Raw genomic sequence first — 24,884 nt, 5'->3', positions numbered from 1 at the left:
GGCGCGGTCGGCTCGGGCACGGCGATGGTGACGGCAACGCCGGACGGCTCGCGGGCACCGGTGATCGTCACCAGTTCCTCGTCCGTGGAGCGGACCTGCGTCGTCCGGGGCTGGATCTTGGCGTCGCGCATCAGGCGCTGCACGTCCCGCTTCTGCTCGGGCAGGACCAGCGTGACGACGCTGCCGGACTCGCCGGCCCGGGCGGTGCGGCCGCCGCGGTGCAGGTAGTCCTTGTGCTCGGTGGGCGGGTCGACGTTCACGACGAGGTCGAGGTCGTCGACGTGGATGCCGCGCGCCGCGACGTTCGTGGCGACGAGGGCGGTGACCCGGCCGTCCTTGAACTGCTCCAGGGTGCGGTTGCGCTGCGGCTGGCTGCGGCCGCCGTGCAGCGGGGCCGCGTAGACGCCGTCGGCGAGGAGCCGCTTGGCGAGCCGGTCGGCGGAGCGCTTGGTGTCGACGAAGAGGATGACGCGGCCGTCGCGGGCCGCGATCCGGGCCGTGACGGCCTTCTTGTCGGTCTCGTCCTGGACGTGCAGGACGTGGTGCTCCATGGTCGTGACGGCACCCGCGGACGGGTCGACGGAGTGCACGACGGGGTCGGTGAGGAACTGCCGGACGAGACGGTCCACGTTCCGGTCGAGCGTCGCCGAGAACAGCATCGTCTGACCGCCCGGCGCGACCTGCTTGAGCAGCGCGGTGACCTGCGGCATGAAGCCCATGTCGGCCATCTGGTCGGCCTCGTCGAGGACGGTGATGCGGACCTGCGCGAGGTCGCAGTCACCCCGCTCGATGAGGTCCTTGAGGCGGCCGGGGGTGGCGACGACGACCTCGGCACCGCGGCGCAGCTGGCCCGCCTGCCGGGAGATCGACATGCCGCCGACGACGGTGGCCATCCGCAGGTGCAGCGAGGTGGCGTACGGGGTGAGGGCGTCGGTGACCTGCTGGGCGAGCTCGCGCGTGGGGACGAGGACGAGCGCCAGCGGCGTCTTCGGCTCGGCCTTCGCACCGGCGGTGCGGGCGAGCATCGAGAGCCCGAAAGCGAGGGTCTTGCCGGAGCCGGTGCGGCCGCGGCCGAGCAGATCGCGGCCGGCGAGCGAGTTGGGCAGCGTCGCGGCCTGGATCGGGAAGGGCGCGGTGACGCCCTGCGCGGCCAGGGTCTTCAGGAGGGCCGCGGGCATGTCGAGTGCGTCGAAGGTGTCGACCGGCGGCAGCGCGGGAGAGGTGTTCTCCGGCATGGTGAACTCACGCGGCGGGGTGGGCTGTTGCCTGCGCCGCTGCTCGGGGGCGCGACGCTTGCCACCCTCTGCGGGACGGGGGGCGCGGCGGCGGGACGGGCGGGCTGAGCTGGCCATGCGGCATGCCTTCCGGGGACTTCCAAAGACAGGGGACAGCATGAGCCGGGGCCCGCACCGTGAAGGTGCGGGCCCCGGCCCGGTGATGCTGTGATCAGGCGGGGAGGATGTTCTCCGCCTGCGGGCCCTTCTGGCCCTGCGTCACGTCGAACGTGACCTTCTGGCCCTCCTGGAGCTCACGGAAGCCCGAGGTGGCGATGTTCGAGTAGTGGGCGAAGACGTCGGCGCCGCCGCCGTCCTGCTCGATGAAGCCGAAGCCCTTTTCCGAGTTGAACCACTTCACGGTACCGGTGGCCATGTCATTCTCCTTGAACAGGTAGCAGCCCCCATTCCGGAAACGCCCCGGCAAAAAACAATAATGCGCCTGAGGAACATTCCCGTCAGGCGCACATAAAGTCTATGGGTACCAAAACTGCAACGTCAGCAAGCCTAGCACGATCTCTCAACGTGCGGCGATTCCGTCCAGCACCATGGTCAGGTACTGGCGGGCGATCTCCTCGGGACTGTGCTGGCCACCGGGCCTGTACCAGGACGCGGCGACCCACACGGTGTCGCGCACGAACCGGTAGGTGAGCCGGATGTCGAGGTCGGTGCGGAAGACGCCGTCGGCGACGCCCCGCTCCAGCGTGGTCAGCCAGGTCTTCTCGAAGCGGCGCTGGGACTCGGCGAGGAAACCGAAGCGCTCCTGTGCGACGAGGGCACGCGCCTCACGCTGGTAGATGGCGACGGCGGAGCGGTGCCGGTCGATCTCCCGGAAGGACTCGGTGACCAGGGCCTCCAGGGTCTGGCGCGGGCCGAGGTCCGCGTCGAGCACGGTGTCGTAGCCGGACCACAGCTCGTCGAGGAACGTGCGCAGGATCTCCTCCAGCATCGATTCCTTGGAGTCGAAGTGGTAGTAGAGGCTGCCCGCGAGCATGCCCGCGTGGTCCGCGATCTTACGGACGGTGGTCGCGTTGTAACCCTGCTCGGCGAAGACCTCGGCCGCGGTGTGCAGGAGCTCGCCGCGCCGCTCCGGGGCGGCGGTGGTCGTCGACGGGGACTTCTTCGGGGGCTTCGCAGGCTTCGTAGGCACGGGCCCATTGTGGTCCCCGTGGCCGGGCTCACAGCGACAGGGCCCGGTGGTCCCGGGGTGCGCGGCGTGCGGGGCGTGCGGCGGCCGTGCGCGTCGGGGCGGGTCACGTCCGCTCCCCCGGGTCGCGCGGCCCGCGCGCCGGCATCCGGCCGGCGGACGCGCCGCCGTCCGCGGCGACCTCGGCGCCGGTGAGGTAGGAGGCGCCGTCCGAGGCGAGGAAGGCGACGAGCCGGGCGACCTCGTCGGGCCTTCCGATGCGGCCGAGCGCGGCGGCCGGGTGGTCGGTGGTGCCGAGGTGCGCGGTCATCGCCGTGTCGATGGCGCCGGGGAAGACGGCGTTGACGCGGATGCCGTCGCCGCCGAGTTCGAGGGCGGCCGTCCGGCTGAGGCCGCGCAGCCCCCACTTCGCGGCGCCGTACGAGCCGTGTCCCCAGATGCCCTGGAGGCCGGCCTGCGAGGAGATGTTGACGATCGAGCCGCCCGCCGCGCCGGCCCGCATGGCGGGGACGACGGCCTGGATGCCGAGGAACGGGCCGACGAGGTCGACCTCGAGGATCCGGGCCAACTGCGCCGGGTCCTCGTCGACGATCGGTGCGGTGGTGTAGATCGCCGCGTTGTTGACGAGCACGTCGAGCCGGCCGAACGTGGTGACGGCGGTCTCGACCGCAGTCGTCCAGGACGCCGCGTCGGTGACGTCCAGCCGCACGAAGCGCGCCGCGTCACCGAGTCCGGCGGCGGCCTTCTCCCCTTCCGCCACGAGCACGTCGCCGAGCACGACCCGTGCCCCGCCCGCCACGAGCTCGCGGGCGACGGCCTCGCCCATGCCGCGGGCCGCGCCGGTCACCAGGGCGACCTTTCCCGCCAGTCCCGCCAGTCCCGCCAGTCCCGCCAGTCCCGCCGGGCCTGCCGGTCCCGTAGGTCCTGTCAGCCCCGTCGGTTGTCCCTCGCTCATCCGCGTACGCCTCCCCTCGGTTTCCTGCGCCTGCTCCGCGCGGCCTCGGTCACAGGCGCTCGATAACCGTGACGTTGGCCTGGCCGCCTCCCTCGCACATGGTCTGGAGGCCGAACCGGCCGCCGGTGCGCTCCAGTTCGTGCAGCAGCGTCGTCATCAGCTTGGTGCCGGTCGCGCCGAGGGGGTGGCCCAGGGCGATGGCTCCGCCGTTCACGTTGACCTTCTCCGGGTCCGTGCCGGTCTCCTTGAGCCAGGCGAGGACGACCGGGGCGAACGCCTCGTTGATCTCGACGAGGTCGATGTCGTCCATGGTGAGGCCGGTCTTCTTCAGCGCGTACGCGGTCGCGGGGATGGGCGCGGACAGCATCCGGATGGGGTCCTCGCCGCGTACGGAGAGGTGGTGGATGCGGGCGCGGGGCGTAAGCCCGTGTTCCCGTACGGCCCGCTCGGAGGCGATCAGCATCGCGGCCGCGCCGTCGGAGACCTGCGAGGAACAGGCGGCAGTGATGGTGCCGCCCTCGACGACGGGCTTCAGCCCGGCCATCTTCTCCAGGGTCGTGTCGCGGCGCGGTCCTTCGTCGACGGTGACGTCCCCGTGGGCGACGGTCTCCTTCGTGAACCGGCCCTCGTCGATCGCCCGCAGGGCCCGCTGGTGGGAGCGCAGCGCCCACGCCTCCTGGTCCTGCCGGGTGATGCCCCACTTCCGCGCGATGAGTTCGGCGCCGTGGAACTGGTTGACGGGCTGGTCGCCGTAGCGGGCGCGCCAGCCCTCGCTGCCCGCGAACGGGCCTGCGGTGAGGCCGAGCGGCTCGGCGGCCTGCCGGGACGCGAAGGCGATCGGGATCATCGACATGTTCTGCGTGCCGCCCGCGACGACCAGGTCCTGCGTGCCGGAGAGCACGCCCTGCGCGGCGAAGTGGATCGCCTGCTGCGACGAGCCGCACTGCCGGTCGACGGTGACCCCGGGCACCTCCTCGGGCAGACCTGCGGCCAGCCAGCAGGTGCGGGCGATGTCGCCGGCCTGCGGGCCGACGGTGTCGAGGCAGCCGAAGACGACGTCCTCGACGGCGGCCGGGTCGATGCCGGTGCGGGCGACGAGCGCCGTGAGGACGTGGGCGCCCAGGTCGGCGGGGTGGACGGCGCTGAGTCCGCCCTTGCGGCGCCCGACGGGGGTGCGGACCGCGTCGACGATGAAGGCCTCGGCCATGGTGCTTCAACTCCTGACGTGCTGGGGGTGAGGGGGCTTGGCTATCCCGTCGAGGACCATCGCCAGGTATTCGCCGGCGATCTCCTCGGGGCTGTGTCTGCCGTCCGGCCGGTACCAGGACGCGGCGACCCACACGGTGTCGCGGACGAACCGGTACGTGAGCCGGATGTCGAGGTCGGCGCGGAACGCCCCGGCCGCCACCCCTTCCTGGAGGGTGGTCAGCCAGGTCTGCTCGAACTTGCGCTGCGACGCGGCGAGGAACGCGAACCGCTCCCTGGCCGCGAGGGCCTTCGACTCCTTCTGGTAGATGGCGACGGCGGGCCCGTGCCGGTCGATCTCCCGGAACGACTCGGTGACCAGGGCCCGCATCGTGTCCCGCGGCCCGAGCCCGGCGGCGAGCACCGTGTCGTAGCGGCCCCACAGCTCGTCGAGGAAGCCGCGCAGGATCTCCTCGACGATCGAGTCCTTGGAGTCGAAGTGGTAGTAGAGGCTGCCCGCGAGCATGCCCGCGGCGTCGGCGATCCGGCGCACGGTGGTGGCGTCGTAGCCGTGCGCCGCGAACACCCCGGCCGCCGTGGCGAGGAGTTCGCGGCGCCGCTCGGGCGAGGGGCTCATGCGTGCTGGCTGCTGACGGAGACGACCTCGCCGGTCATGTACGAGGAGTAGCGGGAGGCGAGGAAGACCATCACGTTGGCCACCTCCCAGGGCTCGGCGTACCGGCCGAACGCCTCCTTCTCCGTCAGTTCGGCGAGGAGTTCGGCGGAGGTGACCTTCACCAGGTGCGGATGCATGGCGAGGCTCGGCGCCACCGCGTTGACCCGCACGCCGTACTCGGCGGCCTCGATCGCGGCGGTCCTGGTCAGCGCCATCACTCCGGCCTTGGCGGCGGCGTAGTGCGCCTGCCCGGCCTGGGCGCGCCAGCCGATCACGGACGCGTTGTTGACGATCACGCCGCCGCGGCCGGAGTCACGGAAGGCGCGCAGGGCGGCGCGCACGCAGCGGAAGGTGCCGTTCAGCGTGACGTCCAGGACGCGCCCCCACTGCTCGTCGGACATGTCGACGAGGGCCGAAGTGCCGCCGAGTCCCGCGTTGTTGACGACGATGTCGAGTCCGCCGTGGCACTGCGTGACCTGCGCGAACAGTGCCTGGACCTGCTCCTCGTCGGTCACGTCGCAGGCGAGCGCGGCGACCCGGTCGGCGCCGAACTCGGCGGCGAGCGCCTGCTCGCTCTCCTTGAGGCGCCGGGCGTGCGCGTCGCTGATGACGACGCGGGCGCCCTCCTCCAGGAAGCGGCGCGCGGTGGCGCCGCCGATCCCGGCGCCGGCGGCCGCGGTGATGACGGCGGTGCGTCCGTCGAGCAGCCGGTGGCCGGGGACGTACTCGGGAGCGGTGGGCCTCGTCATGCGCACGCCTCTTCTCTCGACTCGGCTTGCTCGCCGCGGAGTTCCCGCTCCGGCCGGCCGCGGGAGCCGGCCGGGAAGTCCTCGACGCTGTCCATGCCCATAAGCTAACCTACCAAACACTTGTTAGGGAAGGACGGTTCGGATGCCCGCAGAACGGCCCGCAGGACAGTCCGCAGGAGAGTCCGCAGGACAGCCCGCACCGCGGCCCGTCCGCTACGAGGTCAGCGGCTCGGTCGCGTACGTGACGATGAACCGGCCGGAGTACCGCAACGCGCAGAACTCGGCGATGACGTACGCCCTCGACTCCGCCTTCTACCGGGCGGCGGACGACGCGGACGTGAAGGCCGTCGTCCTCGCGGGCGCGGGCGAGCACTTCTCGGCGGGGCACGACATCGGGACGCCGGAGCGCGACGCGCACCTGCCGTTCGAGCGGCGGGCCGGGCTGTGGTGGGACCACTGCGACCGGCGGGGCGCCGAGTCGCGGTTCGCGCGCGAGTCGGAGGTCTATCTCGGCATGTGCCGGCGCTGGCGCGAGCTGCCGAAGCCGGTGATCGCGTCCGTCCAGGGGGCGTGTGTGGCGGGCGGGTTGATGCTGGCGTGGGTGTGCGACCTGATCGTGGCGAGCGAGGACGCGTTCTTCGCCGACCCGGTCGTGCGGATGGGGATACCGGGCGTCGAGTACTTCGCGCACCCGTGGGTGATGCCGCCGCGGATCGCGAAGGAGTTCCTGTTCACCGGCGAGCGGATGAGCGCGCGCCGCGCGTACGAGGTGGGGATGGTGAACCGGGTGGTGCCGCGCGACGAACTGGCGGCGGCCACCCGTGACCTGGCGGACCGGGTGGGCGAGATGCCGCGCCTCGGCCTGGCGCTCACCAAGCGCGCGGTGAACCAGGCGGAGGACCTCCAGGGCCTGCACGCGGGCATGGACTCGGTCTTCGGCCTGCACCACCTGGCCCACGCGCACAACGCGGAGACGGCGGCCGACCCGCTCGGCGGCATGGACGTCCGGGCCATGAAGGAGGCGGGCACGCGATGAACCTGGACTTCACGCCGGAGGAGGACGCGTTCCGCGAGGAGGCCAGGCAGTGGCTGGCGGCGCACGTACCGGCCGGGCCGCTGCCCTCCCTGGAGACCGGGGAGGGCTTCGCCGCGCACCGCGCGTGGGAGGCCGAACTGCACGCGGACCGCTGGTCGGTGGTGTCCTGGCCGCAGGAGTTCGGCGGGCGCGGCGCCGACATCTTCCGGTGGCTGGTCTTCGAGGAGGAGTACTACGCGGCGGGCGCGCCGGGCCGCGTCTCGCAGAACGGGATCAATCTGCTGGCGCCGACCCTCTTCGACCACGCCACGGACGAGCAGCGGGCCCGGGTGCTGCCGTCGATGGCGAGCGGCGAGGTGATCTGGGCGCAGGCGTGGTCGGAGCCGGAGGCGGGCTCGGACCTGGCGTCGCTGCGCGCGCGGGCGGTGCGCACGGACGGCGGCTGGCTGCTGCACGGCCAGAAGACGTGGTCGTCGCGGGCGGCGTTCGCGGACCGGGCGTTCGGCATCTTCCGTACGGACCCGGAGGCGGCGAAGCCGCACCACGGGCTGACGTACCTGATGTTCGACCTGAAGGCGCCCGGTGTCACGGTCCGGCCGATCGGCCGCCTCGACGGGAAGCCGGCGTTCGCGGAGCTGTTCCTGGACGGCGTGTTCGTGCCGGACGAGGACGTGATCGGACAGCCGGGCAACGGCTGGCGGATCGCGATGTCGACGACGGGCAACGAGCGGGGGCTGACCCTGCGCTCCCCCGGCCGCTTCCTGGCCGCGGCGGACCGGCTCGCGCGGCTGTGGCGGGAGCGCGGCGCGGATCCGGCGCTCCAGGGGCGGGTGGCCGACGCGCTGATCGGCGCCCGGGCCTACCAGCTGTTCACGTACGCCAACGCGTCCCGGTTCGCGGCCGGTGAGCGGATCGGCGCGGAGTCGAGCCTGAACAAGGTGTTCTGGTCGGAGTACGACATCGCGCTGCACGAGACGGCGCTCGAACTGCTCGGCGAGGACGGTGAGTTGGCGGACGGGGAGTGGTCCGAGGGGTATGTGTTCTCGCTCGCGGGGCCCATCTACGCGGGGACGAACGAGATCCAGCGCGACATCATCGCCGAGCGGCTGCTCGGCCTGCCGAAGGGGCGCCGCTGATGAGGTTCCTGCTGGAGTCGGAGCAGGCCGAGTTCGGCCGCACGCTCGACCGGATGCTGGGCGCGGCGGACACCCCGGCGGCGGTGCGGGCGTGGGCGGGCGGCGGCTTCGGTCCCGGGCGGGCGCTGTGGGCGCGGCTCGCGGAGGCCGGGGTGTTCGCGCTCGCGGTCCCCGAGGCGCACGAGGGCCTCGGCCTGCTCCCGGTGGAACTCGCGGTGGCGTACGTGGAGTTGGGCCGGCACGCCGTGCCGGGCCCGGTGGTGGAGACGGCGGCGGTCGCGGTGCTGCTCGGCGCGCTGCCGGACGGCTCGGGGGTCGCGAAGGAGTGGCTGCCCCGGATCGCGGGCGGGGACGCCGTGGTCACCCTGGCCGCGGGGGCGTACGCGCTGGACGCGGACGCTGCGGACGCGGTGTTCGTGGCGGCGGGCGACACGCTGCGGACCGCCGCCGGGCACGGACCGCTGCGCGAGTCGGCCGACCCGGCGCGCCGGCTGTTCGCGGCCGAGGGCGGCGACGTGCTGGCGCGCGGCCCCGAGGTGCGGGCGGCGGTGGCGCGGGCGGCGGACCTGGCGACGTTTTTGACGGCGGCGCAGGCGCTCGGCACCGGGCTCGAACTGCTGCGCCGCACCGTCGAGTACGCCGGGCAGCGGGAGCAGTTCGGGGTGCCGATCGGCTCGTTCCAGGCGGTCAAGCACCGGCTCGCGGACGCGCTCATCGGCCTGGAGTTCGCCCGGCCGCTGCTGTTCGGGGCGGCTCTGTCGATGACGTCGGCGGACATCGCGGCGGCCAAGGCGGCGGCGGGCGACGCGGCGTACGCGGCGGCCCGTGCGGCCCTCCAGCTGCACGGGGCCGTGGGGTACACGGAGGAGCTCGACCTGTCCCTGTGGCTCAGGAAGGCACGCCCGCTGCGGGACGCGTGGGGGTCTCCGGCGGTGTGCCGGGCTCGGGTGACCGGGTCGCCGTGAGGATGTCCGTGAGGGAGGCCCGCGATCCCTGGAGCCGGTCGATGCGCTCCTCGATGTCCCGCAGTTGGTCGAGGAGCATCGGCGTCAGGCACGGCTCGACCTCGGCCTCGCTGCCGCACACGCAGGTGAGGATCTCGCCGATGACCCGGGTGGGCAGCCCCGCGTCGAGGAACGCGCGGATGCGGCGCACGGTGCGCGGCGCCTCCGCGTCGTACACGCGCTGCCCGCCCGCGGTGCGCCCGGGAGTGAGCAGGCCCTGCTCCTCGTAGTAGCGCAGCAGCCGCACCCCGACACCGGTCACTCTCGACAGCTCACCGATCTTCATCCCGCATCCCCCCACGAGTGATGTGCGCCACAGTCCCTTGAACCTCACATCGATGTGAGTTCATAGCGTTCCCGTCATGACGACCACAGCGAACACGACGACCGCCGCGACGACCACCACTTTCGCACTCGGCTCCGACCTTCCCGTCTCCCGCATCGGCTACGGCACGATGCGCCTCGCCGACGCCCCCGCCGAGCGCTACGGCTCGGCCGCGCCCATCTGGCGCGGGCCCACCGACCGGACCGCCGCGATCGCCCTGCTGCGGCGGGCGGCCGAGCTCGGCGTCACCCTCTTCGACACGGCCGACGCCTACGCCCTCGGGGCGAGCGAGGAGCTCATCGCCGAGGCGCTGCACCCGTACGAGGGGCAGGTCGCGGTGGCCACGAAGATCGGGGTGGTACGGCCCTCGCCCACGGAGTGGGTGCCGCTCGGCCACCCGGCCTATCTGCGCCAGCAGGCCGAACTGGCGCTGCGGCGGCTGCGGGTGGAGCGCATCGACCTGCTCCAGCTGCACCGCGTCGACCCGCAGTACCCGCTCGCGGACCAGATCGGCGCGCTCAAGCGGCTCCAGGAGGAGGGGAAGGTGCGGCACATCGGACTGTCCGAGGTGAGCGTCGAGCAGATCGAGGAGGCCGAGGCGATCACACCGGTGGCGAGCGTCCAGAACCTCTACAACCTGCAGACCCGCGACCACGAGGCGGTGGTGGAGCACACGGCGGCCCGCGGCATCGCCTTCGTCCCGTGGTTCCCGATCGCGATGGGCGCGCACGCCGGGGCCGACAGCCCGGTGGCGGCCGTGGCCGCGGAGATCGGGGCGACGCCGTCGCAGGTGGCGCTGGCCTGGCAGCTGCACCGCTCCCCGAACATCCTGCCCATCCCCGGCACCTCGTCCCCCGCCCACCTGGAGGAGAACCTCGGCGCCCTCCGACTCGCCCTGTCCGACGAGCAGTTCAGGCAGATCGACGGGTGAGCCCGGCGAGCTTGTCGGGGTTGACCTGGAAGCGCAGCTCCTGGATGCGGCCGTCGACCGCCTCCAGGGCGAGCGCGCCGACCGGGTACCCGTCGACCGTGAACAGCACGCCGGACTGCCCGTTGATCCCGGCGGCCTCGCCGCGCACCGCCTCCAGGCCGGGCTTGGCGAGGACGCCGAGGAACCAGCGGGCGACGTGGTCGGGGCCGTACAGGGGGCGGCGCGCGGCGGTCACCTTGCCGCCGCCGTCCGACCAGGCGGTCACGTCGGGGGCGAGCAGCTCCAGCATCGCGTTCAGGTCGCCGCCGGTGCAGGCCGCGAGGAACTTCTCGGTGATCTCGCGGCGCGCCCCGTCGTCCGTGTCGTAGCGGGGGCGGCGTGCCTGGACGTGGGAGCGGGCCCGGTGGCCGGTCTGCCGCACGGTGGCCTCGGCGCGGTCGGTGGCGTCGGCGATCTCCGCGTAGGAGAAGCCGAACGCCTCGCGGAGCACGAACACGGCGCGCTCCAGCGGGGAGAGCGACTCCAGGACCACCAGCATCGCCAGCGACACCGACTCGGCGGTCTCCACCTCCTCGGCAGCGTCCGGTTCGCTCCCGAGGCCGGTACCCAGGCCGGTGCCGGTGCCGGTGAGCAGGGGCTCGGGGAGCCAGGGGCCGACGTACGTCTCGCGCCGGGCGCGGGCCGACGTCAGCCGGGTCAGGCAGAGGTTGGTGACGATCCGGACGAGATACGCGCGCGGGTTGCCGACCGTCGACCGGTCCACGGCCGCCCACTTGATCCACGCGTCCTGGAGGACGTCCTCGGTGTCGGCGACGCTGCCGAGCATCCGGTAGGCGGTGCCGAACAGCAGCCGCCGGTGCGTCACGAAGACGTCATCGCCGGTGGTGCCGGTGGTGCCGTCGGCGCACGTGTCGTCCGTGTCGTCCGTGTCACCCATGCCACCCGTGTCGCCGGATTTCTCGATCACGCGGTCAGGCTGCCAGCGCCCCGGCGCGCGCGGCAAGTGCGCGGACGCCCTCGACGCTGCTCCGGTACGTGGGCCGCCAGCCGAGCCCCTCGGCGGCCTTGGCGTTGGCCATGCGCAGGTCGGTGGTCATCATGCTGTGCGCGAGCGGTGCGGCCCGCAGCAGCCAGGCCGGGACGGTCAGCGGCCGTGGTGTGCCGAACGCCTCGGCGATCGTCCGCAGGTGCGTGCCGAAGGAGACGGCCTCGTCCTCGCAGACGTTGTACGCCTCCCCCGCCCGGCCGCCGGTGACCGAGGCGGCCACCGCCCGTGCGGCGTCGGCGAGTTCGACCCACGACTGGGCCCGCCCGCGGTCGGCGACGGTGGGCAGCCTGCGGGCGCGCAGCAGCGGCACCATGTGGGTGTCGGTGGTGCCGCCGCCGTAGAACAGGCCGAAGCGCAGGGCGATCCCCTCGATGCCGTCGGCGGTGAAGGTGAGCTCCTCCTTGATCCGCATGGCGCCGACGTGGCGCTCCAGCGGGGCGGTGCGCCCGCGCGGCCCGAAGGGGGTGCCGTCCTCGGTGACGGGGGCGCCGCCGTGGTCCCCGTAGCCGTAGCCGAACATCATCGACTCGGCGACGAAGCGGCGGGCGCCGGTGGCGCGGGCGGCGGCGAGCAGGTTGACGGTGCCGGTGGTGCGCAACTCGTCGGTGGGATACATGTCCTGATGGCGCGTCATGGACTTGCCGCCGATGGCGGTCGCGGCGTGCACGACGACGTCGAAGCCGTGTCCGTCGACGGCGCGCAGGACGGCGTCCCGGTCGAGGAGGTCGGCGCGGGCGTCGTTGGCGGCGCCCCGGCCGAGCCTGGTCACCTCGTGGCAGTCGGCGCGCAGCGCGTCGGTGGCGAGGGTGCCGAGGGTGCCGCTGCCGCCCGCGAGCAGAACCTTCATGGTGTCCTCCAGAGTCCGTCGGTCCGTGCGGTCGGCCATGGGACTGCCGGGCCGCCCGGAACGTGACACACCCCGGAGTGACCCGTGTCACATACCGGTGACCACGGCGACCGGCCCCTTCGCCACCAGGTGCGCAGGGCCGTCGACCAAGGCGGCGTCGTACCGTCCGAGGGTCCGGCCCCCGAGCTCCGCGCCCGCGTCGGACAGGGCGACGACGAGGGCGTCCGCCACGGGCAGGGCGCCGCGGACGACGGCGACGGCGGGCGGCGCGGCGACGGCGTCCCGGCGCCACATGACGTTGAAGTTGACGACCGGCCCGCCGAGGAGCCGGCAGTCGGTGGCCACGTCACCGGCGAAGTCCCGTGGCTCGTACAGCGATTCGACGAGACGGGGCCGGCCTGCGACGGTCAGCTCCATCCCGTCGCCCTCGACCATGGTGAGCGTCCGGTCGACGCCGGGGAACGCGGAGAACGGTCCGTCCCCCGCCACCTCGGCGAGGCTGACCCGCCACCGGAAGTCGGCCGTGCCGGCGCCCTCGGGCGAACCGGCGATCTCGCGCGTCACCCCGCCGCCGTTCTTCCAGGGGACCGCGGTGCGGGCAGCGGCGGGCAGCGGACGGACGACGACCTGGTGGTTCATGGGCGCAGACGGTACGCGACCGTGACCCACCCGGGCCGCCCCGGCCCCGCCCACTTCGCTATTTTGTTCGCCGCCCCCTGTACGTGACGATCTCGCACGTACGTGACGATCTCGCACTTGACGACCTCCAGGAGCCGGCCGTGGAGCCCACGCCCCAGTCCGCCACGACGCCGACGTGTTATCGGCACGCCGACACCGAGACGCACATCAGCTGCACGCGCTGCGAGCGCCCGATATGCCCGCAGTGCATGCGGGACGCGGCCGTCGGCTTCCAGTGCCCGGAGTGCGTGCACGAGGGCAGCCGCTCGGTGCGGCAGGCCCGTACGGTGGCCGGCGGCCGGATCTCGGCCGTGCCGCTGGTGACGTACGCGCTGATGGCGGTGAACATCCTCGCCTACCTCGGCGAGACGGTCTTCCCCGGCATCGTCGAGCGCCTCCAGATGGTGGGCATCGGCCTCGTCGGACCGGACGGCGGGCGGTACGTCTACCAGGACGTGTTCACCCCGGACTACCACACCGACGGGGTCGCGACCGGCGAGTGGTACCGGCTGCTGACCGGCGCGTTCCTCCACCTGCCGCCCACAGAGGGCCTGTTCGGCGTCCTGCACATCGCCCTGAACATGTGGACGCTGTGGAACCTGGGCCGGATCGTCGAGTCCCAGCTCGGCCGGGTCCGCTACCTCGCCCTGTACCTGATCTCGGCGCTCGGCAGCTCCGTCCTGGTGCTGCTGATCGCCCCCGAGGCCCCGACGGTCGGGGCGTCCGGCGCCATCTTCGGGCTCGGCGCGGCGTACTACGTGATCGCGCGGCGGCTCGGCGCGGACATGCGGGGCGTCAACCGGTTCATGGCGTACTTCCTGCTGTGGATGCTGATCTCGGCCGGATTCACGTCGTGGCAGGGGCACCTGGGCGGGTTGCTGACGGGCGGTCTGGTGACGGCGGCCCTCGTGTACGCGCCGCGCCGACGGCGGGACACCGTGCAGGTGGTCGCGTGCGTGGGCGTGGTGGCCCTGGCGCTGCTCCTGGCGGCACTGAAGGTGGCGGCCCTCACCTAGGCCCCACGAACAGGCCCACGGGCAGGCCCACGGACAGTCCCACGGGCCGGCCCACGGACCGGACACCCGTAGCAGTCCCGTACGTCCGTCCCCTTACTCTGTCCCGCATGAAACGCGCAGGCTGTCTGGTCCTCTCCTTCATCGCCGCGGCCCCCCTGGCCACAGCGGCGGTCTTCTTCCTGTCCCCCGACGGCGAGAACGACGGTTCCCCGGCCCTGCCGAAGTCGTCGGCCAGCGCCGGCTACGACGACGGCAAGTCGGCCACGGAGCGCGAGGCCGACGACAAGCTGATCGCGAGCCTGCCGCCCGGTCTCGCGGCCCCGGAGAAGAAGGAGCTGGCCCAGCAGATCGTCGCCAGCGCCGAGAACTCGACGCTCGACTGGCGCGGCCAGTACGGCTACATCGAGGACATAGCCGACGGCCAGGGCTACACGGCGGGCATCATCGGGTTCTGCACCGGCACCCACGACCTGCTGACCCTGGTCGAGCGCTACACGAAGGCCCACCCCGACAACGGCCTGAAGAAGTACCTCCCGGCCCTGCGCGAGGTCGACGGCTCCGACTCCCACGAGGGCCTCGACCCCGGCTTCACCGCGGCCTGGAAGAAGGAGGCCGGCGTCAAGGCCTTCCGCGACGCCCAGAACACCGAGCGCGACCGCGTCTACTTCAACCCGGCGGTCCGCCTCGCCAAGCTCGACGGCCTGGGCACGCTCGGCCAGTTCGTCTACTACGACGCGATGGTGCTGCACGGCCCCGGCATCGGCCCGACCGGCTTCTACGGCCTGCGCGAACAGGCCATGAAGGAGGCCGACACCCCGGCGCAGGGCGGCAAGGAGAAGGCGTACCTGGACATCTTCCTGGACATCCGCCGCAAGGCGATGAAGGCCAAGAACCCGGACCGGGACACGACGCGCATCGACACGGCGCAGCGCCGTTTCCTCTACGACGGGAACCTCGCGCTCAAGGCGCCGCTCACGTGGCAGGTATACGGCGAAACGTTCCGGGTGCCGTGATTCACGGAGATTCCGCCCGCGGGCATCCACCCGTCTGTGAAGATGGCGTGTCGAATTCGTGGTGCCCGCGTGCGCACCGCCCTGCCCCAAAGGGACAACACATGACCATACGCACCACGTTGGCCGCTGCCTCGGCGCTCTCCGTCTCCGCTCTGGCGGCCGTCACCCTGCTGGGCGCGGCCCCCGCGTACGCGGCCGAGTACAGCTCGGCGCTGAAGGTCCGCGGGGTCCAGTACGACGCGCCGGGCCGGGACGACAACCGCTGTTCCGGCGGCAACACCGCGCAGGAGTACCTGACGATCAAGAACTACTCCAGGACCGCGACGGTGAACCTCAAGGGGTACGTGGTCAAGGACGCGACCGGCAACACGTTCACGTTCACCAGGAGCCACAGCCTCCAGCCCGGCGACTACGTCCGGCTGCGCGGCGGCCGGGGCACGGACTCGGACGCGAAGAACGTGGTCTACCGCAACAACTGCAACTTCCTCTGGAACAACGCGGGCGACACGATCTACCTCTACAAGCCGGCCGGCAGCCACGCGGACACGCACAAGTACACGAAGTCCGGCAACGACCGCGACGGCAACGGGTACATCGGCTTCCACGCCTGACCGGTCCCGCCCCGCGCACCAGGAGAGCCCCATGGCACCACCCCGCCCCACGGTCGGACTGCTGGCCGAGGAGGAGTTCGCGGGGTACGGCGCGTGTTCCTCCTGGTACGACGCGTTCCTCACCCGGGACGGCGCGAACTGGCTGGTCGCGTGGACCGGCGACACCGTCACGGCGGGCCGTGTCGCCGCCCGGGACACCCGGGTCCTCGACGAGGTGAGGCGCGTACAACGGCCGGGCGCCGGGCGGGGATACGTCTCCCCGCTGCCGGACGGCGGCCTCGCGGTGACCGGCGACGGGCTGGTCACCGTGTACGGGGCGGACTCCCGGGTGCGCTGGACCCGGGAGTCGGCGGCATGGACCGGCGGCGCCGGGGCGAGCCCGGCCTGCGCCGCCGACCCGGCCGGCCGCCGCCTCCTCGTCACGGCGCCGGGGCCGGACCAGACGGCCCGCCCCTACCCCGGCGACCTGTGCCTGGCACTCGACCTGGCCGACGGCCGCCCCAGGGGACAGGTCCAACTGCCGTCCGCGGCGGCGGGCTACGCCTTCAAGCAGTCCCTGACGCACCCGGCGCAGCTCTTCCTCGACGCGGCGCAGGGCGACACGTTCTTCGCGCTGGCGATCGACGCGCCCGCCGACCGGCTCACGGCGACCCCGGTCGGCCTGCCCACCGAACTGACCGCGGGCGTGGGCCTGGACGGAGCCTTCCTCCACCTGGACGTGGGCGGCGAGTGGCTCGGCCGGTACGCGCCCGGACGGCCGGATGTCCTGGTGGAGGCCGAGGACGTGCTCCCGCAGGACTTCCGCTTCGTCGGACCCCGCACCGGCTTCCTCGACAAGAACCTGGTGCTCGCCGCGGTCGCCGAGGAGGAGGACTCGCCCGAGAACACCCACCTGCTCCTGGACGCCCACACGCTGGCCCCACTCACCGAACTCGACTACCCCGGCACGCACGCACCCGACCCACTCGCCCTCGGCGACGGCACGTGGCTGACGGTGGAGGACGACGTCGTCCGGCGCTGGCACCTGGCGTGAGCGTGACGTGACCGCGTGGTCCGCCGCCGCCCCGGCGCACGGTCACGAGAGCATGGAGCGGACCCGGCCCGCACCGATGACGGCGCCGCCCCGCCCGGGAGAAGGAAGCCCGTGAGCACACCGCTCGACCGACTCACCGACCTGTGTCCGCCGCCCGCCCCCGTGCAGCCCCCGGTGGACTGGGCGGGCGTGGAGGCGGCCCTCGGGACACGACTGCCGCAGGACTACCGGCAGTTCACCGCCGCCTACGACCCCGGCCGCCTGGCCGACTTCTTCTGGGTCCACGACCCCCGCCACACGTCGGTGCACGTGCGGCTGGCCGGACCGGCCGCCGACCGGATCCGCGCGCAGATGCGCTCGGACCACGCCCGGGGGATCTGTCCCTCACCGGTCGACCCGGAACTCCTGCTGCCCTGCGGCGGCACGGACAACGGCGAGGTCCTCTTCTGGATCGCCGACCCCCGGGCCGGCCCGGACGCCTGGCAGGTCGCCGTCAACGAGGCACGTGGGCCACGGTGGTTCGTCTTCGACGGCGGCCTGACCCGGTTCCTCGTCGCGGTCCTGAGCGGGACCACGGAAGTCCCCCAGTTCCCGAAGGGCCTGGCGGCCGACGGCGTCGGCTTCGAGCCGTCCCGCCTTGACCAGTGGTGTCCGCCGCTGCCCGAGCCGAGCCCGCCGGTCGACTCGGCCCAGATCCGCGCCTGGGCGCGTGCCAACGGGTACGACGTCCCGCCGCGCGGCCGCATCGGCGTGGCCGTGCGGGACGCCTGGGAGCGGGCGCACCGCGACTGAGCCCGGACGCACCGCGACGCCCGCCCACGCGTCCGGTCGGGGACAGTTGGGGCGAGCGTCGCGCTCAGTTCCGTACGCCGTTGTACGGGACGTCTTTTGACGGTCCGTCAGGACCGTGGGGTCAGACCGCCAGTGCGCGGTCCGTCGGGCGGATCGGGGCCGGGAGCTCGGAGGCGCCGGTCAGGAAGGCGTCGACGCCGCGGGCGGCCGAGCGGCCCTCGGCGATCGCCCAGACGATGAGCGACTGGCCGCGGCCCGCGTCACCGGCGACGAAGACACCGGGGACGTTGGTCTGGAAGTCGGCGTCGCGCTCGATGTTGCCGCGCGCGTCGAGGTCGAGACCGAACTGGGAGACGAGACCGTTCTCCTGGTCGGTGCCGGTGAAGCCCATGGCGAGGGTGACCAGCTGGGCGGGGATCTTGCGCTCCGTGCCCGGCTGCGGCGTCAGCTTGCCGTCGACGAACTCGACCTCGGTGAGGTGCAGCCACTGGACGTTGCCGTCCTCGTCGCCCTCGAAGTGCGTCGTCGAGACGGAGTAGACGCGCTCGCCGCCCTCCTCGTGGGCCGAGGTGACCTTGTAGAGCATCGGGAAGGTCGGCCACGGCTGCGAGACCGGGTTCCGGTCGTCGTTCGGGCGCGGCATGATCTCCAGCTGCGTGACCGAGGCCGCGCCCTGGCGGTGGGCAGTGCCCACGCAGTCCGCGCCGGTGTCGCCGCCGCCGATGACGACGACGTGCTTGCCCTCGGCGGTGATGGGGGGCTGCACGAAGTCGCCCTCCTGCACCTTGTTGGAGAGCGGCAGGTACTCCATCGCGAAGTGGATGCCGTTGAGCTCGCGGCCGGGGACCGGGAGGTCGCGGGAGATCGTGGCGCCCGCCGCGACGACGACCGCGTCGTAGCGCTTGCGGAGCTTCGCGGCGTCGATGTCGCGGCCGATCTCCACACCCGTACGGAACTTGGTGCCCTCCGCGCGCATCTGCTCGATGCGGCGGTTGATGTGGCGCTTCTCCATCTTGAACTCGGGGATGCCGTAGCGGAGCAGACCGCCGATGCGGTCCGCTCGCTCGTACACCGCGACCGTGTGACCGGCCCGCGTCAGCTGCTGGGCGGCGGCCAGACCGGCCGGGCCCGAACCGATGACCGCGACCGTCTTGCCGGACAGGCGCTCCGGGGCCTGCGGGGCGACGTCGCCCGCGTCCCACGCCTTGTCGATGATCGAGACCTCGACGTTCTTGATGGTCACGGCCGGCTGGTTGATGCCGAGCACGCACGCCGACTCGCACGGAGCCGGGCACAGCCGCCCGGTGAACTCCGGGAAGTTGTTCGTCGCGTGCAGCCGCTCCTGCGCGGCGGACCAGTCCTCGCGGTACGCGAAGTCGTTCCACTCGGGGATCAGGTTCCCCAGCGGGCAGCCGTTGTGGCAGAACGGGATGCCGCAGTCCATGCAGCGGGACGCCTGCTTGCTGATGATGGGGAGCAGGGAGCCCGGAACGTAGACCTCGTTCCAGTCCCTGAGCCGCTCGCCGACCGGACGGGTCGTGGCGACCTCGCGCCCGTGGTTGAGAAAGCCCTTGGGATCAGCCATTGGTCGCCGCCTCCATCATCTTCTCGGTGATCTCGGTCTCCGAGAGACCGGCTCGCTCGGCGGCGTCCTTGGCGGCGAGCACTGCCTCGTACGTACTGGGAATGATCTTGCTGAAGCGCTCCACCGCGGTGGACCACTCGGCGAGGAGCTTCTCGGCGACCGTGGAGCCGGTCTCCTCCGCGTGGCGGCGCACGACGTCGTGCAGCCACTGCTTGTCGGTGTCGTCGAGGGCCCCGACCGCCGCCTGGCTGGCGACGTTCACGTTGTGGGGGTCCAGGTCGATGACGTACGCGATGCCGCCCGACATGCCGGCCGCGAAGTTGCGGCCCGTCTCGCCGAGGACCACCGCGTGACCGCCGGTCATGTACTCGCAGCCGTGGTCGCCCACGCCCTCCGAGACGACCGTGGCACCGGAGTTGCGGACGCAGAAGCGCTCGCCGGTGCGGCCGCGCAGGAACAGCTCGCCGCCCGTCGCGCCGTACGCGATGGTGTTGCCGGCGATCGTCGAGTACTCGGCGAGGTGGTCGGCGCCGCGGTCCGGGCGGACGATGATCCGGCCGCCGGAGAGGCCCTTGCCGACGTAGTCGTTGGCGTCGCCCTCCAGGCGCAGCGTCACACCGCGCGGCACGAACGCGCCGAACGACTGGCCCGCCGAGCCCGTGAAGGTGATGTCGATCGTGTCGTCGGGCAGACCCGCCCCGCCGAACTTCTTCGTCACCTCGTGGCCGAGCATCGTGCCGACCGTGCGGTTGATGTTGCGGATGGCGACCTGGGCGCGCACCGGCTGGGCGTCGGCCTGGTCACCGGCGGCGAGGGCGTCGGCGGCGAGCTTGATCAGCTCGTTGTCGAGCGCCTTCTCCAGGCCGTGGTCCTGCGTGATCAGCTGGTGGCGGACGGCGCCGTCCGGCAGCTCGGGGACGTAGAAGAGCGGCTCCAGGTCGAGGCCCTGCGCCTTCCAGTGGTCCACGGCCCGCTCGGTGTCGAGGAGTTCGGCGTGGCCGACGGCCTCCTCGATGGAGCGGAAGCCCAGCTCCGCGAGGAGCTCGCGGACCTCTTCGGCGATGAACTCGAAGAAGTTCACGATGAACTCGGGCTTGCCCGCGAACCGGTCGCGCAGCGTCGGGTTCTGCGTGGCGATGCCGACCGGGCAGGTGTCCAGGTGGCAGACGCGCATCATGACGCAGCCGGAGACGACGAGCGGCGCGGTCGCGAAACCGAACTCCTCGGCGCCGAGGAGCGCGGCGATGATGACGTCGCGGCCGGTCTTCAGCTGGCCGTCGGTCTGCACGACGATGCGGTCGCGCAGGCCGTTGAGCAGCAGCGTCTGCTGGGTCTCGGCGAGGCCGAGCTCCCAGGGACCGCCCGCGTGCTTCAGCGACGTGAGCGGCGAGGCGCCCGTGCCGCCGTCGTGACCCGAGATGAGGACGACGTCCGCGTGCGCCTTGGAGACACCCGCGGCGACCGTGCCCACGCCGACCTCGGAGACCAGCTTCACGTGGATGCGGGCCGACGGGTTGGCGTTCTTGAGGTCGTGGATCAGCTGGGCCAGGTCCTCGATGGAGTAGATGTCGTGGTGCGGCGGCGGGGAGATGAGGCCCACGCCCGGCGTCGAGTGACGCGTCTTGGCGACCCACGGGTAGACCTTGTGGCCGGGCAGCTGGCCGCCCTCGCCGGGCTTGGCGCCCTGGGCCATCTTGATCTGGATGTCGTCGGCGTTGACCAGGTACTCCGAGGTCACGCCGAAGCGGCCGGAGGCGACCTGCTTGATCGACGAGCGGCGCGCCGGGTCGTACAGGCGCTCCGGGTCCTCGCCGCCCTCACCGGTGTTGGACTTGCCGCCCAGCTGGTTCATGGCGATGGCGAGGGTCTCGTGGGCCTCGCGCGAGATGGAGCCGTACGACATGGCGCCGGTCGAGAACCGCTTGACGATCTCGGAGACCGACTCGACCTCGTCGATCGAGATGGGCTCGCGGTCGCTCTTGAAGCCGAACAGGCCGCGCAGCGTCATCAGACGCTCCGACTGCTCGTTCACCCGGCCCGTGTACTTCTTGAAGATGTCGTAGCGGCGCGAGCGCGTCGCGTGCTGGAGGCGGAAGACCGTCTCCGGGTCGAACAGGTGCGGCTCGCCCTCGCGGCGCCACTGGTACTCGCCGCCGATGTCGAGGGCACGGTGCGCGGGGGCGATGCCGGAGGCGGGGTACGCCTTGGCGTGCCGGGCGGCGACCTCCTCGGCGATGACGTCGAGACCGGCGCCGCCGATCTTGGTGGCCGTGCCGTTGAAGTACTTCTCGACGAAGGCCTCGTCGAGGCCGACGGCCTCGAAGACCTGCGCGCCGCGGTAGGAGGCGACGGTCGAGATGCCCATCTTGGACATGACCTTGAGGACGCCCTTGCCGAGCGCGTAGATCAGGTTGCGGATCGCCGTCTCGGCGCCGCCGTCCTCGTCGGCCGGCAGGAACGTGCCGGCGCGGACCAGGTCCTCGACCGACTCCATCGCCAGGTACGGGTTGACGGCCGCGGCACCGAAGCCGATCAGCAGCGCGACGTGGTGCACCTCGCGCACGTCACCGGCCTCGACGAGCAGGCCCACCTCGGTGCGCTGCTTCGTGCGGATGAGGTGGTGGTGGACGGCCGCGGTGAGCAGCAGCGACGGGATCGGCGCGTGCTCGGCGTCCGAGTGCCGGTCCGAGAGGACGATCAGCCGGGCGCCGGCCTCCAGGGCGGCGTCGGCCTCGGCGCAGATCTCCTCGATGCGGGCGGCGAGCGCGTCGCCGCCGCCGGAGACCCGGTACAGGCCGGACAGGGTCACGGCCTTCATGCCGGGCATGTCGCCGTCGGCGTTGATGTGGATGAGCTTGGCCAGCTCGTCGTTGTCGATGACCGGGAACGGCAGGGTCACGGACCGGCAGGAAGCGGCCGTCGGCTCCAGCAGGTTGCTGCCCGGGCCGAGCGAGGAGCGCAGCGAGGTGACGAGCTCCTCGCGGATCGCGTCCAGCGGCGGGTTCGTGACCTGCGCGAACAGCTGGGTGAAGTAGTCGAAGAGCAGGCGCGGGCGCTGCGAGAGAGCCGCGATCGGGGTGTCCGTGCCCATTGAACCGATCGGCTCGGCACCGGCCTTGGCCATCGGCGCGAGGATGATGCGCAGCTCTTCCTCGGTGTAGCCGAAGGTCTGCTGGCGGCGCGTGACGGAGGCGTGCGTGTGCACGATGTGCTCGCGCTCGGGCAGGTCGGAGAGCTCGATCTCACCGGCTTCGAGCCAGTCGGCGTACGGCTGCTCCGCGGAGAGGCCGGCCTTGATCTCGTCGTCCTCGATGATGCGGTGCTCGGCGGTGTCGACGAGGAACATCTTGCCGGGCTGGAGGCGGCCCTTGCGGACGACCTTCGCCGGGTCGATGTCCAGGACGCCGACCTCGGAGCCGAGGACGACGAGGCCGTCGTCGGTGACCCAGTACCGGCCGGGGCGCAGACCGTTGCGGTCGAGAACGGCGCCGACCTGGGTGCCGTCGGTGAAGGTGACACAGGCCGGGCCGTCCCAGGGCTCCATCATCGTGGAGTGGTACTGGTAGAAGGCGCGCCGGGCCGGGTCCATGGAGTCGTGGTTCTCCCACGCCTCCGGAATCATCATCAGGACGCTGTGCGGAAGCGAACGCCCACCGAGGTGCAGCAGTTCGAGCACCTCGTCGAAGGACGCGGAGTCCGAGGCGTCCGGCGTACAGATCGGGAAGATCCGCTCCAGCTTCTCCGTGCCGAACAGCTCGGAGGCGAGCTGCGACTCGCGGGCCCGCATCCAGTTGCGGTTGCCCTTGACGGTGTTGATCTCACCGTTGTGCGCGACGAAGCGGTAGGGGTGCGCGAGCGGCCACGACGGGAACGTGTTCGTGGAGAAGCGCGAGTGGACGAGCGCGACGGCCGACGCGAAGCGGCGGTCGGACAGGTCGGGGAAGAAGGGCTCCAGCTGGCCGGTGGTCAGCATGCCCTTGTAGACGATGGTGCGGGCGGAGAGCGAGGGGAAGTACACCCCGGCCTCGCGCTCGGCACGCTTGCGCAGCACGAACGCCTTGCGGTCGAGGACGATGTCCTTCGACGCGCCGTCGGCCACGAAGACCTGCCGGAAGGCCGGCATGGTCGAGCGGGCGGTGGCGCCGAGCAGTTCGGGGGCGACCGGGACCTCGCGCCAGCCGAGGACGTCCAGGCCCTCTTCGGCGGCGATCGTCTCGATCTGCGAGACCGCGCTTTCGGCCTCCTCGGTGGCGTCAGCACCGGGCAGGAAGGCGATACCGACGGCGTACGCACCGGCCTCGGGCAGGTCGAAGTCGACCGCCTCGCGCAGGAACGCGTCCGGAACCTGGGACAGGATGCCGGCGCCGTCACCCGAGTCGGGCTCGGAGCCGGTGGCACCGCGGTGCTCCAGGTTGCGCAGGACTGTGAGCGCCTGCTCGACCAGCGTGTGGCTCGCCTCACCGGTGAGGGTGGCCACGAAGCCGACGCCACAGGCGTCGTGCTCGTTGCGCGGGTCGTACATGCCCTGGGCGGCAGGGCGAGCATCCATGTGCGACCAGTTCTGGCCGCTGTTGGAATGCTGGGACGGCTGGCGCGGCGTACGCATCGGCTCTCCCGTCGTCGTCGTGGCAAAGGTGCATGCCGAGGGACGACGTTGGCCCTCTGCGAAATACGTGCTGCGGCAAAATTTCGTGCAGGTTACATGATGGAGCGATTCTCGGGAACCGGATACTTCGTTCCAACATGCGGACACCGCGGGTGGCGGCGGAAGAGGCCTCGCCGGGCAGATCGATGACCGGGGGGCGGGGTGCTGCGGGTGTGCGCCGCGGGCCTCATTGCCCACAGCGCTTACGGCTCATGCCCCGTGGTCAAGTAATCGAAACCGTCCAGTAACGACTACTTATGCAAGGCCCTGTATAGCCATCATCCGGCCGTGACCGGCGGGCCGTCAACCTATCGCCGTGCCGAAGATGCTGCCCAGGAGATACGTCACACCCGCCGCGGCGCCACCGAGGGCCAACTGCCGCAATCCGCTGAACCACCACGACCGCGCCGTCACCTTGGCCACCACGGCGCCGCACGCGAAGAGCCCGATGAGCGCCAGGATCACGGCCGGCCACAGCGCGCTGGCTCCGAGCAGATAGGGCAGGACGGGGATCAGCGCGCCGAGCGCGAACGCCCCGAAGGAGGAGACGGCGGCCACGGTCGGCGACGGCAGATCGCCCGGGTCGATGCCGAGCTCCTCGCGGGCGTGGATCTCCAGGGCCTGCTCGGGATCCTTGGACAGCTGCCGGGCGACCTCGCGGGCCAGCTCGGGCTCGACGCCGCGGGACGCGTACAGCTCGGCGAGCTCGCGCTCCTCGTCGGCCGGGTGCTTCCTCAGCTCCCGGCGCTCGACGTCCAGTTCGGCCTCGACCAGCTCGCGCTGGGAGGCGACGGAGGTGTACTCGCCCGCGGCCATGGAGAAGGCGCCCGCGGCCAGTCCCGACAGACCGGTGATGATCACGGTCTGCTGCGAGACGGCGCCGCCCGCGACACCGGCCATGAGCGCGAAGTTGGAGACGAGTCCGTCCATGGCACCGAACACCGCCGGGCGCAGCCAGCCCCCGTTGACGTCGCGGTGGGTGTGGTTGTCCCGGTGCGCGTCGTGGAGTGTCGCCTCGGTCTCGATGATGGCCATGCCGGTGATCCCCGTCCCCTGGTGTGCGGTGTCGCTTCCTACGCCCTCGAAATTACGCGCGAAGAATCACCGCCGCTAGCAAGGAAGGCCGTACTTACCTGCGGTTTTGCGCCCTGCGCAACGACCACGGCGGAGGCTGACCTGGACCTTCCCGAACTCACCC

Annotated in this window: 23 protein-coding genes; 9 read left to right on the top strand and 14 right to left on the bottom strand. The window is 72.1% G+C overall.

The window, feature by feature from the left end:
- From RBJ77_RS01650 to RBJ77_RS01620, 7 genes are all read right to left on the bottom strand, one after another.
- Window positions 1-1,352 (bottom strand): DEAD/DEAH box helicase (locus RBJ77_RS01650; RefSeq protein WP_372343318.1); only part of this gene is annotated, 1,352 nt, incomplete at its 3' end.
- Window positions 1,353-1,446: 94 nt separating this feature from the next.
- Complete coding sequence (locus tag RBJ77_RS01645; RefSeq protein WP_005318814.1) at window positions 1,447-1,650, bottom strand: cold-shock protein; 204 nt, start codon at window positions 1,648-1,650, stop codon at window positions 1,447-1,449.
- Window positions 1,651-1,794: 144 nt separating this feature from the next.
- Window positions 1,795-2,424, bottom strand: a complete 630-nt coding sequence (locus RBJ77_RS01640) for a TetR/AcrR family transcriptional regulator (protein WP_372343317.1) — start codon at window positions 2,422-2,424, stop codon at window positions 1,795-1,797.
- A 103-nt stretch (window positions 2,425-2,527) separates the two neighbouring features.
- Window positions 2,528-3,376 (bottom strand): SDR family oxidoreductase, encoded by an 849-nt coding sequence (locus RBJ77_RS01635; RefSeq protein ID WP_372343316.1) that lies wholly within the window; start codon window positions 3,374-3,376, stop codon window positions 2,528-2,530.
- Between the two features lie 49 nt (window positions 3,377-3,425).
- The gene (locus tag RBJ77_RS01630) at window positions 3,426-4,583 is read right to left on the bottom strand and encodes an acetyl-CoA C-acetyltransferase (RefSeq protein WP_372343315.1); all 1,158 of its coding nucleotides are present in this window, start codon (window positions 4,581-4,583) and stop codon (window positions 3,426-3,428) included.
- Between the two features lie 6 nt (window positions 4,584-4,589).
- Complete coding sequence (locus RBJ77_RS01625; protein WP_372343314.1) at window positions 4,590-5,198, bottom strand: TetR/AcrR family transcriptional regulator; 609 nt, start codon at window positions 5,196-5,198, stop codon at window positions 4,590-4,592.
- Window positions 5,195-5,986, bottom strand: coding sequence for an SDR family oxidoreductase (locus RBJ77_RS01620; RefSeq protein ID WP_372343313.1), 792 nt, complete (start codon window positions 5,984-5,986; stop codon window positions 5,195-5,197). The genes RBJ77_RS01625 and RBJ77_RS01620 overlap by 4 nt, the downstream gene beginning before the upstream one ends.
- Before the next feature lie 142 nt (window positions 5,987-6,128).
- On the opposite strand from RBJ77_RS01620, the gene RBJ77_RS01615 reads away from it, so the two are divergent.
- From RBJ77_RS01615 to RBJ77_RS01605, 3 genes are read left to right on the top strand one after another with little or no spacing between them, the layout of a single operon-like run.
- Window positions 6,129-7,022, top strand: a complete 894-nt coding sequence (locus RBJ77_RS01615) for an enoyl-CoA hydratase (protein ID WP_372343312.1) — start codon at window positions 6,129-6,131, stop codon at window positions 7,020-7,022.
- Entirely contained in the window at window positions 7,019-8,158 is a 1,140-nt protein-coding gene (locus RBJ77_RS01610; protein ID WP_372343311.1) for an acyl-CoA dehydrogenase family protein, read from the top strand. Before RBJ77_RS01615 ends, RBJ77_RS01610 begins: the two co-directional genes overlap by 4 nt.
- The gene (locus tag RBJ77_RS01605; protein WP_372343310.1) at window positions 8,158-9,123 is read left to right on the top strand and encodes an acyl-CoA dehydrogenase family protein; all 966 of its coding nucleotides are present in this window, start codon (window positions 8,158-8,160) and stop codon (window positions 9,121-9,123) included. The genes RBJ77_RS01610 and RBJ77_RS01605 overlap by 1 nt, the downstream gene beginning before the upstream one ends.
- On the opposite strand, the gene RBJ77_RS01600 is transcribed toward RBJ77_RS01605, so the two are convergent.
- Window positions 9,047-9,448: a MerR family transcriptional regulator gene (locus tag RBJ77_RS01600; RefSeq protein WP_372343309.1), complete on the bottom strand. Its 402-nt coding sequence runs from the start codon at window positions 9,446-9,448 to the stop codon at window positions 9,047-9,049. The genes RBJ77_RS01605 and RBJ77_RS01600 overlap by 77 nt on opposite strands.
- Before the next feature lie 76 nt (window positions 9,449-9,524).
- Between RBJ77_RS01600 and RBJ77_RS01595 the strand changes: the two genes are divergently transcribed.
- Window positions 9,525-10,418: an aldo/keto reductase gene (locus RBJ77_RS01595; protein ID WP_372343308.1), complete on the top strand. Its 894-nt coding sequence runs from the start codon at window positions 9,525-9,527 to the stop codon at window positions 10,416-10,418.
- Here the strand turns inward: RBJ77_RS01595 and RBJ77_RS01590 are convergent.
- The 3 genes from RBJ77_RS01590 to RBJ77_RS01580 form a co-directional block, all read right to left on the bottom strand.
- Window positions 10,399-11,385, bottom strand: coding sequence for an RNA polymerase sigma-70 factor (locus RBJ77_RS01590; protein ID WP_372343307.1), 987 nt, complete (start codon window positions 11,383-11,385; stop codon window positions 10,399-10,401). The genes RBJ77_RS01595 and RBJ77_RS01590 overlap by 20 nt on opposite strands.
- 4 nt (window positions 11,386-11,389) lie before the next feature.
- Entirely contained in the window at window positions 11,390-12,313 is a 924-nt protein-coding gene (locus RBJ77_RS01585; RefSeq protein WP_372343306.1) for an NAD-dependent epimerase/dehydratase family protein, read from the bottom strand.
- An 87-nt stretch (window positions 12,314-12,400) separates the two neighbouring features.
- Window positions 12,401-12,952, bottom strand: coding sequence for a HutD family protein (locus RBJ77_RS01580; RefSeq protein WP_372343305.1), 552 nt, complete (start codon window positions 12,950-12,952; stop codon window positions 12,401-12,403).
- Between the two features lie 140 nt (window positions 12,953-13,092).
- Between RBJ77_RS01580 and RBJ77_RS01575 the strand changes: the two genes are divergently transcribed.
- From RBJ77_RS01575 to RBJ77_RS01555, 5 genes are all read left to right on the top strand, one after another.
- The gene (locus RBJ77_RS01575; RefSeq protein ID WP_372343304.1) at window positions 13,093-14,007 is read left to right on the top strand and encodes a rhomboid family intramembrane serine protease; all 915 of its coding nucleotides are present in this window, start codon (window positions 13,093-13,095) and stop codon (window positions 14,005-14,007) included.
- Between the two features lie 107 nt (window positions 14,008-14,114).
- Window positions 14,115-15,020, top strand: a complete 906-nt coding sequence (locus tag RBJ77_RS01570) for a chitosanase (protein ID WP_372343303.1) — start codon at window positions 14,115-14,117, stop codon at window positions 15,018-15,020.
- A gap of 101 nt (window positions 15,021-15,121) precedes the next feature.
- Window positions 15,122-15,631, top strand: a complete 510-nt coding sequence (locus RBJ77_RS01565) for a lamin tail domain-containing protein (RefSeq protein WP_372343302.1) — start codon at window positions 15,122-15,124, stop codon at window positions 15,629-15,631.
- A 31-nt stretch (window positions 15,632-15,662) separates the two neighbouring features.
- Window positions 15,663-16,664, top strand: coding sequence for a hypothetical protein (locus RBJ77_RS01560; protein ID WP_372343301.1), 1,002 nt, complete (start codon window positions 15,663-15,665; stop codon window positions 16,662-16,664).
- 111 nt (window positions 16,665-16,775) lie between these two features.
- Window positions 16,776-17,456 carry a histone-like nucleoid-structuring protein Lsr2 gene (locus RBJ77_RS01555; RefSeq protein ID WP_372343300.1) on the top strand — a complete coding sequence of 227 codons (681 nt, stop codon included), beginning with the start codon at window positions 16,776-16,778 and terminating at the stop codon, window positions 17,454-17,456.
- A 121-nt stretch (window positions 17,457-17,577) separates the two neighbouring features.
- Here RBJ77_RS01555 and RBJ77_RS01550 read toward each other — a convergent pair whose 3' ends face one another.
- The 3 genes from RBJ77_RS01550 to RBJ77_RS01540 form a co-directional block, all read right to left on the bottom strand.
- Window positions 17,578-19,041, bottom strand: a complete 1,464-nt coding sequence (locus RBJ77_RS01550; protein ID WP_372343299.1) for a glutamate synthase subunit beta — start codon at window positions 19,039-19,041, stop codon at window positions 17,578-17,580.
- On the bottom strand, window positions 19,034-23,647 hold the full coding sequence (gene gltB / locus RBJ77_RS01545; RefSeq protein ID WP_372343298.1) for a glutamate synthase large subunit: 4,614 nt from the start codon (window positions 23,645-23,647) through the stop codon (window positions 19,034-19,036). The genes RBJ77_RS01550 and gltB overlap by 8 nt, the downstream gene beginning before the upstream one ends.
- A 342-nt stretch (window positions 23,648-23,989) precedes the next feature.
- Window positions 23,990-24,721: a VIT1/CCC1 transporter family protein gene (locus RBJ77_RS01540; protein ID WP_372343297.1), complete on the bottom strand. Its 732-nt coding sequence runs from the start codon at window positions 24,719-24,721 to the stop codon at window positions 23,990-23,992.
- Window positions 24,722-24,884: the final 163 nt, after the last annotated feature.

It is taken from the genome of Streptomyces sp. KL116D, assembly GCF_030766975.1.
Lineage (GTDB): Bacteria > Actinomycetota > Actinomycetes > Streptomycetales > Streptomycetaceae > Streptomyces > Streptomyces longispororuber_A.
Note: the sequence above shows the minus strand (reverse complement) of the source record. Positions and strands in the feature narration are given on the sequence as shown.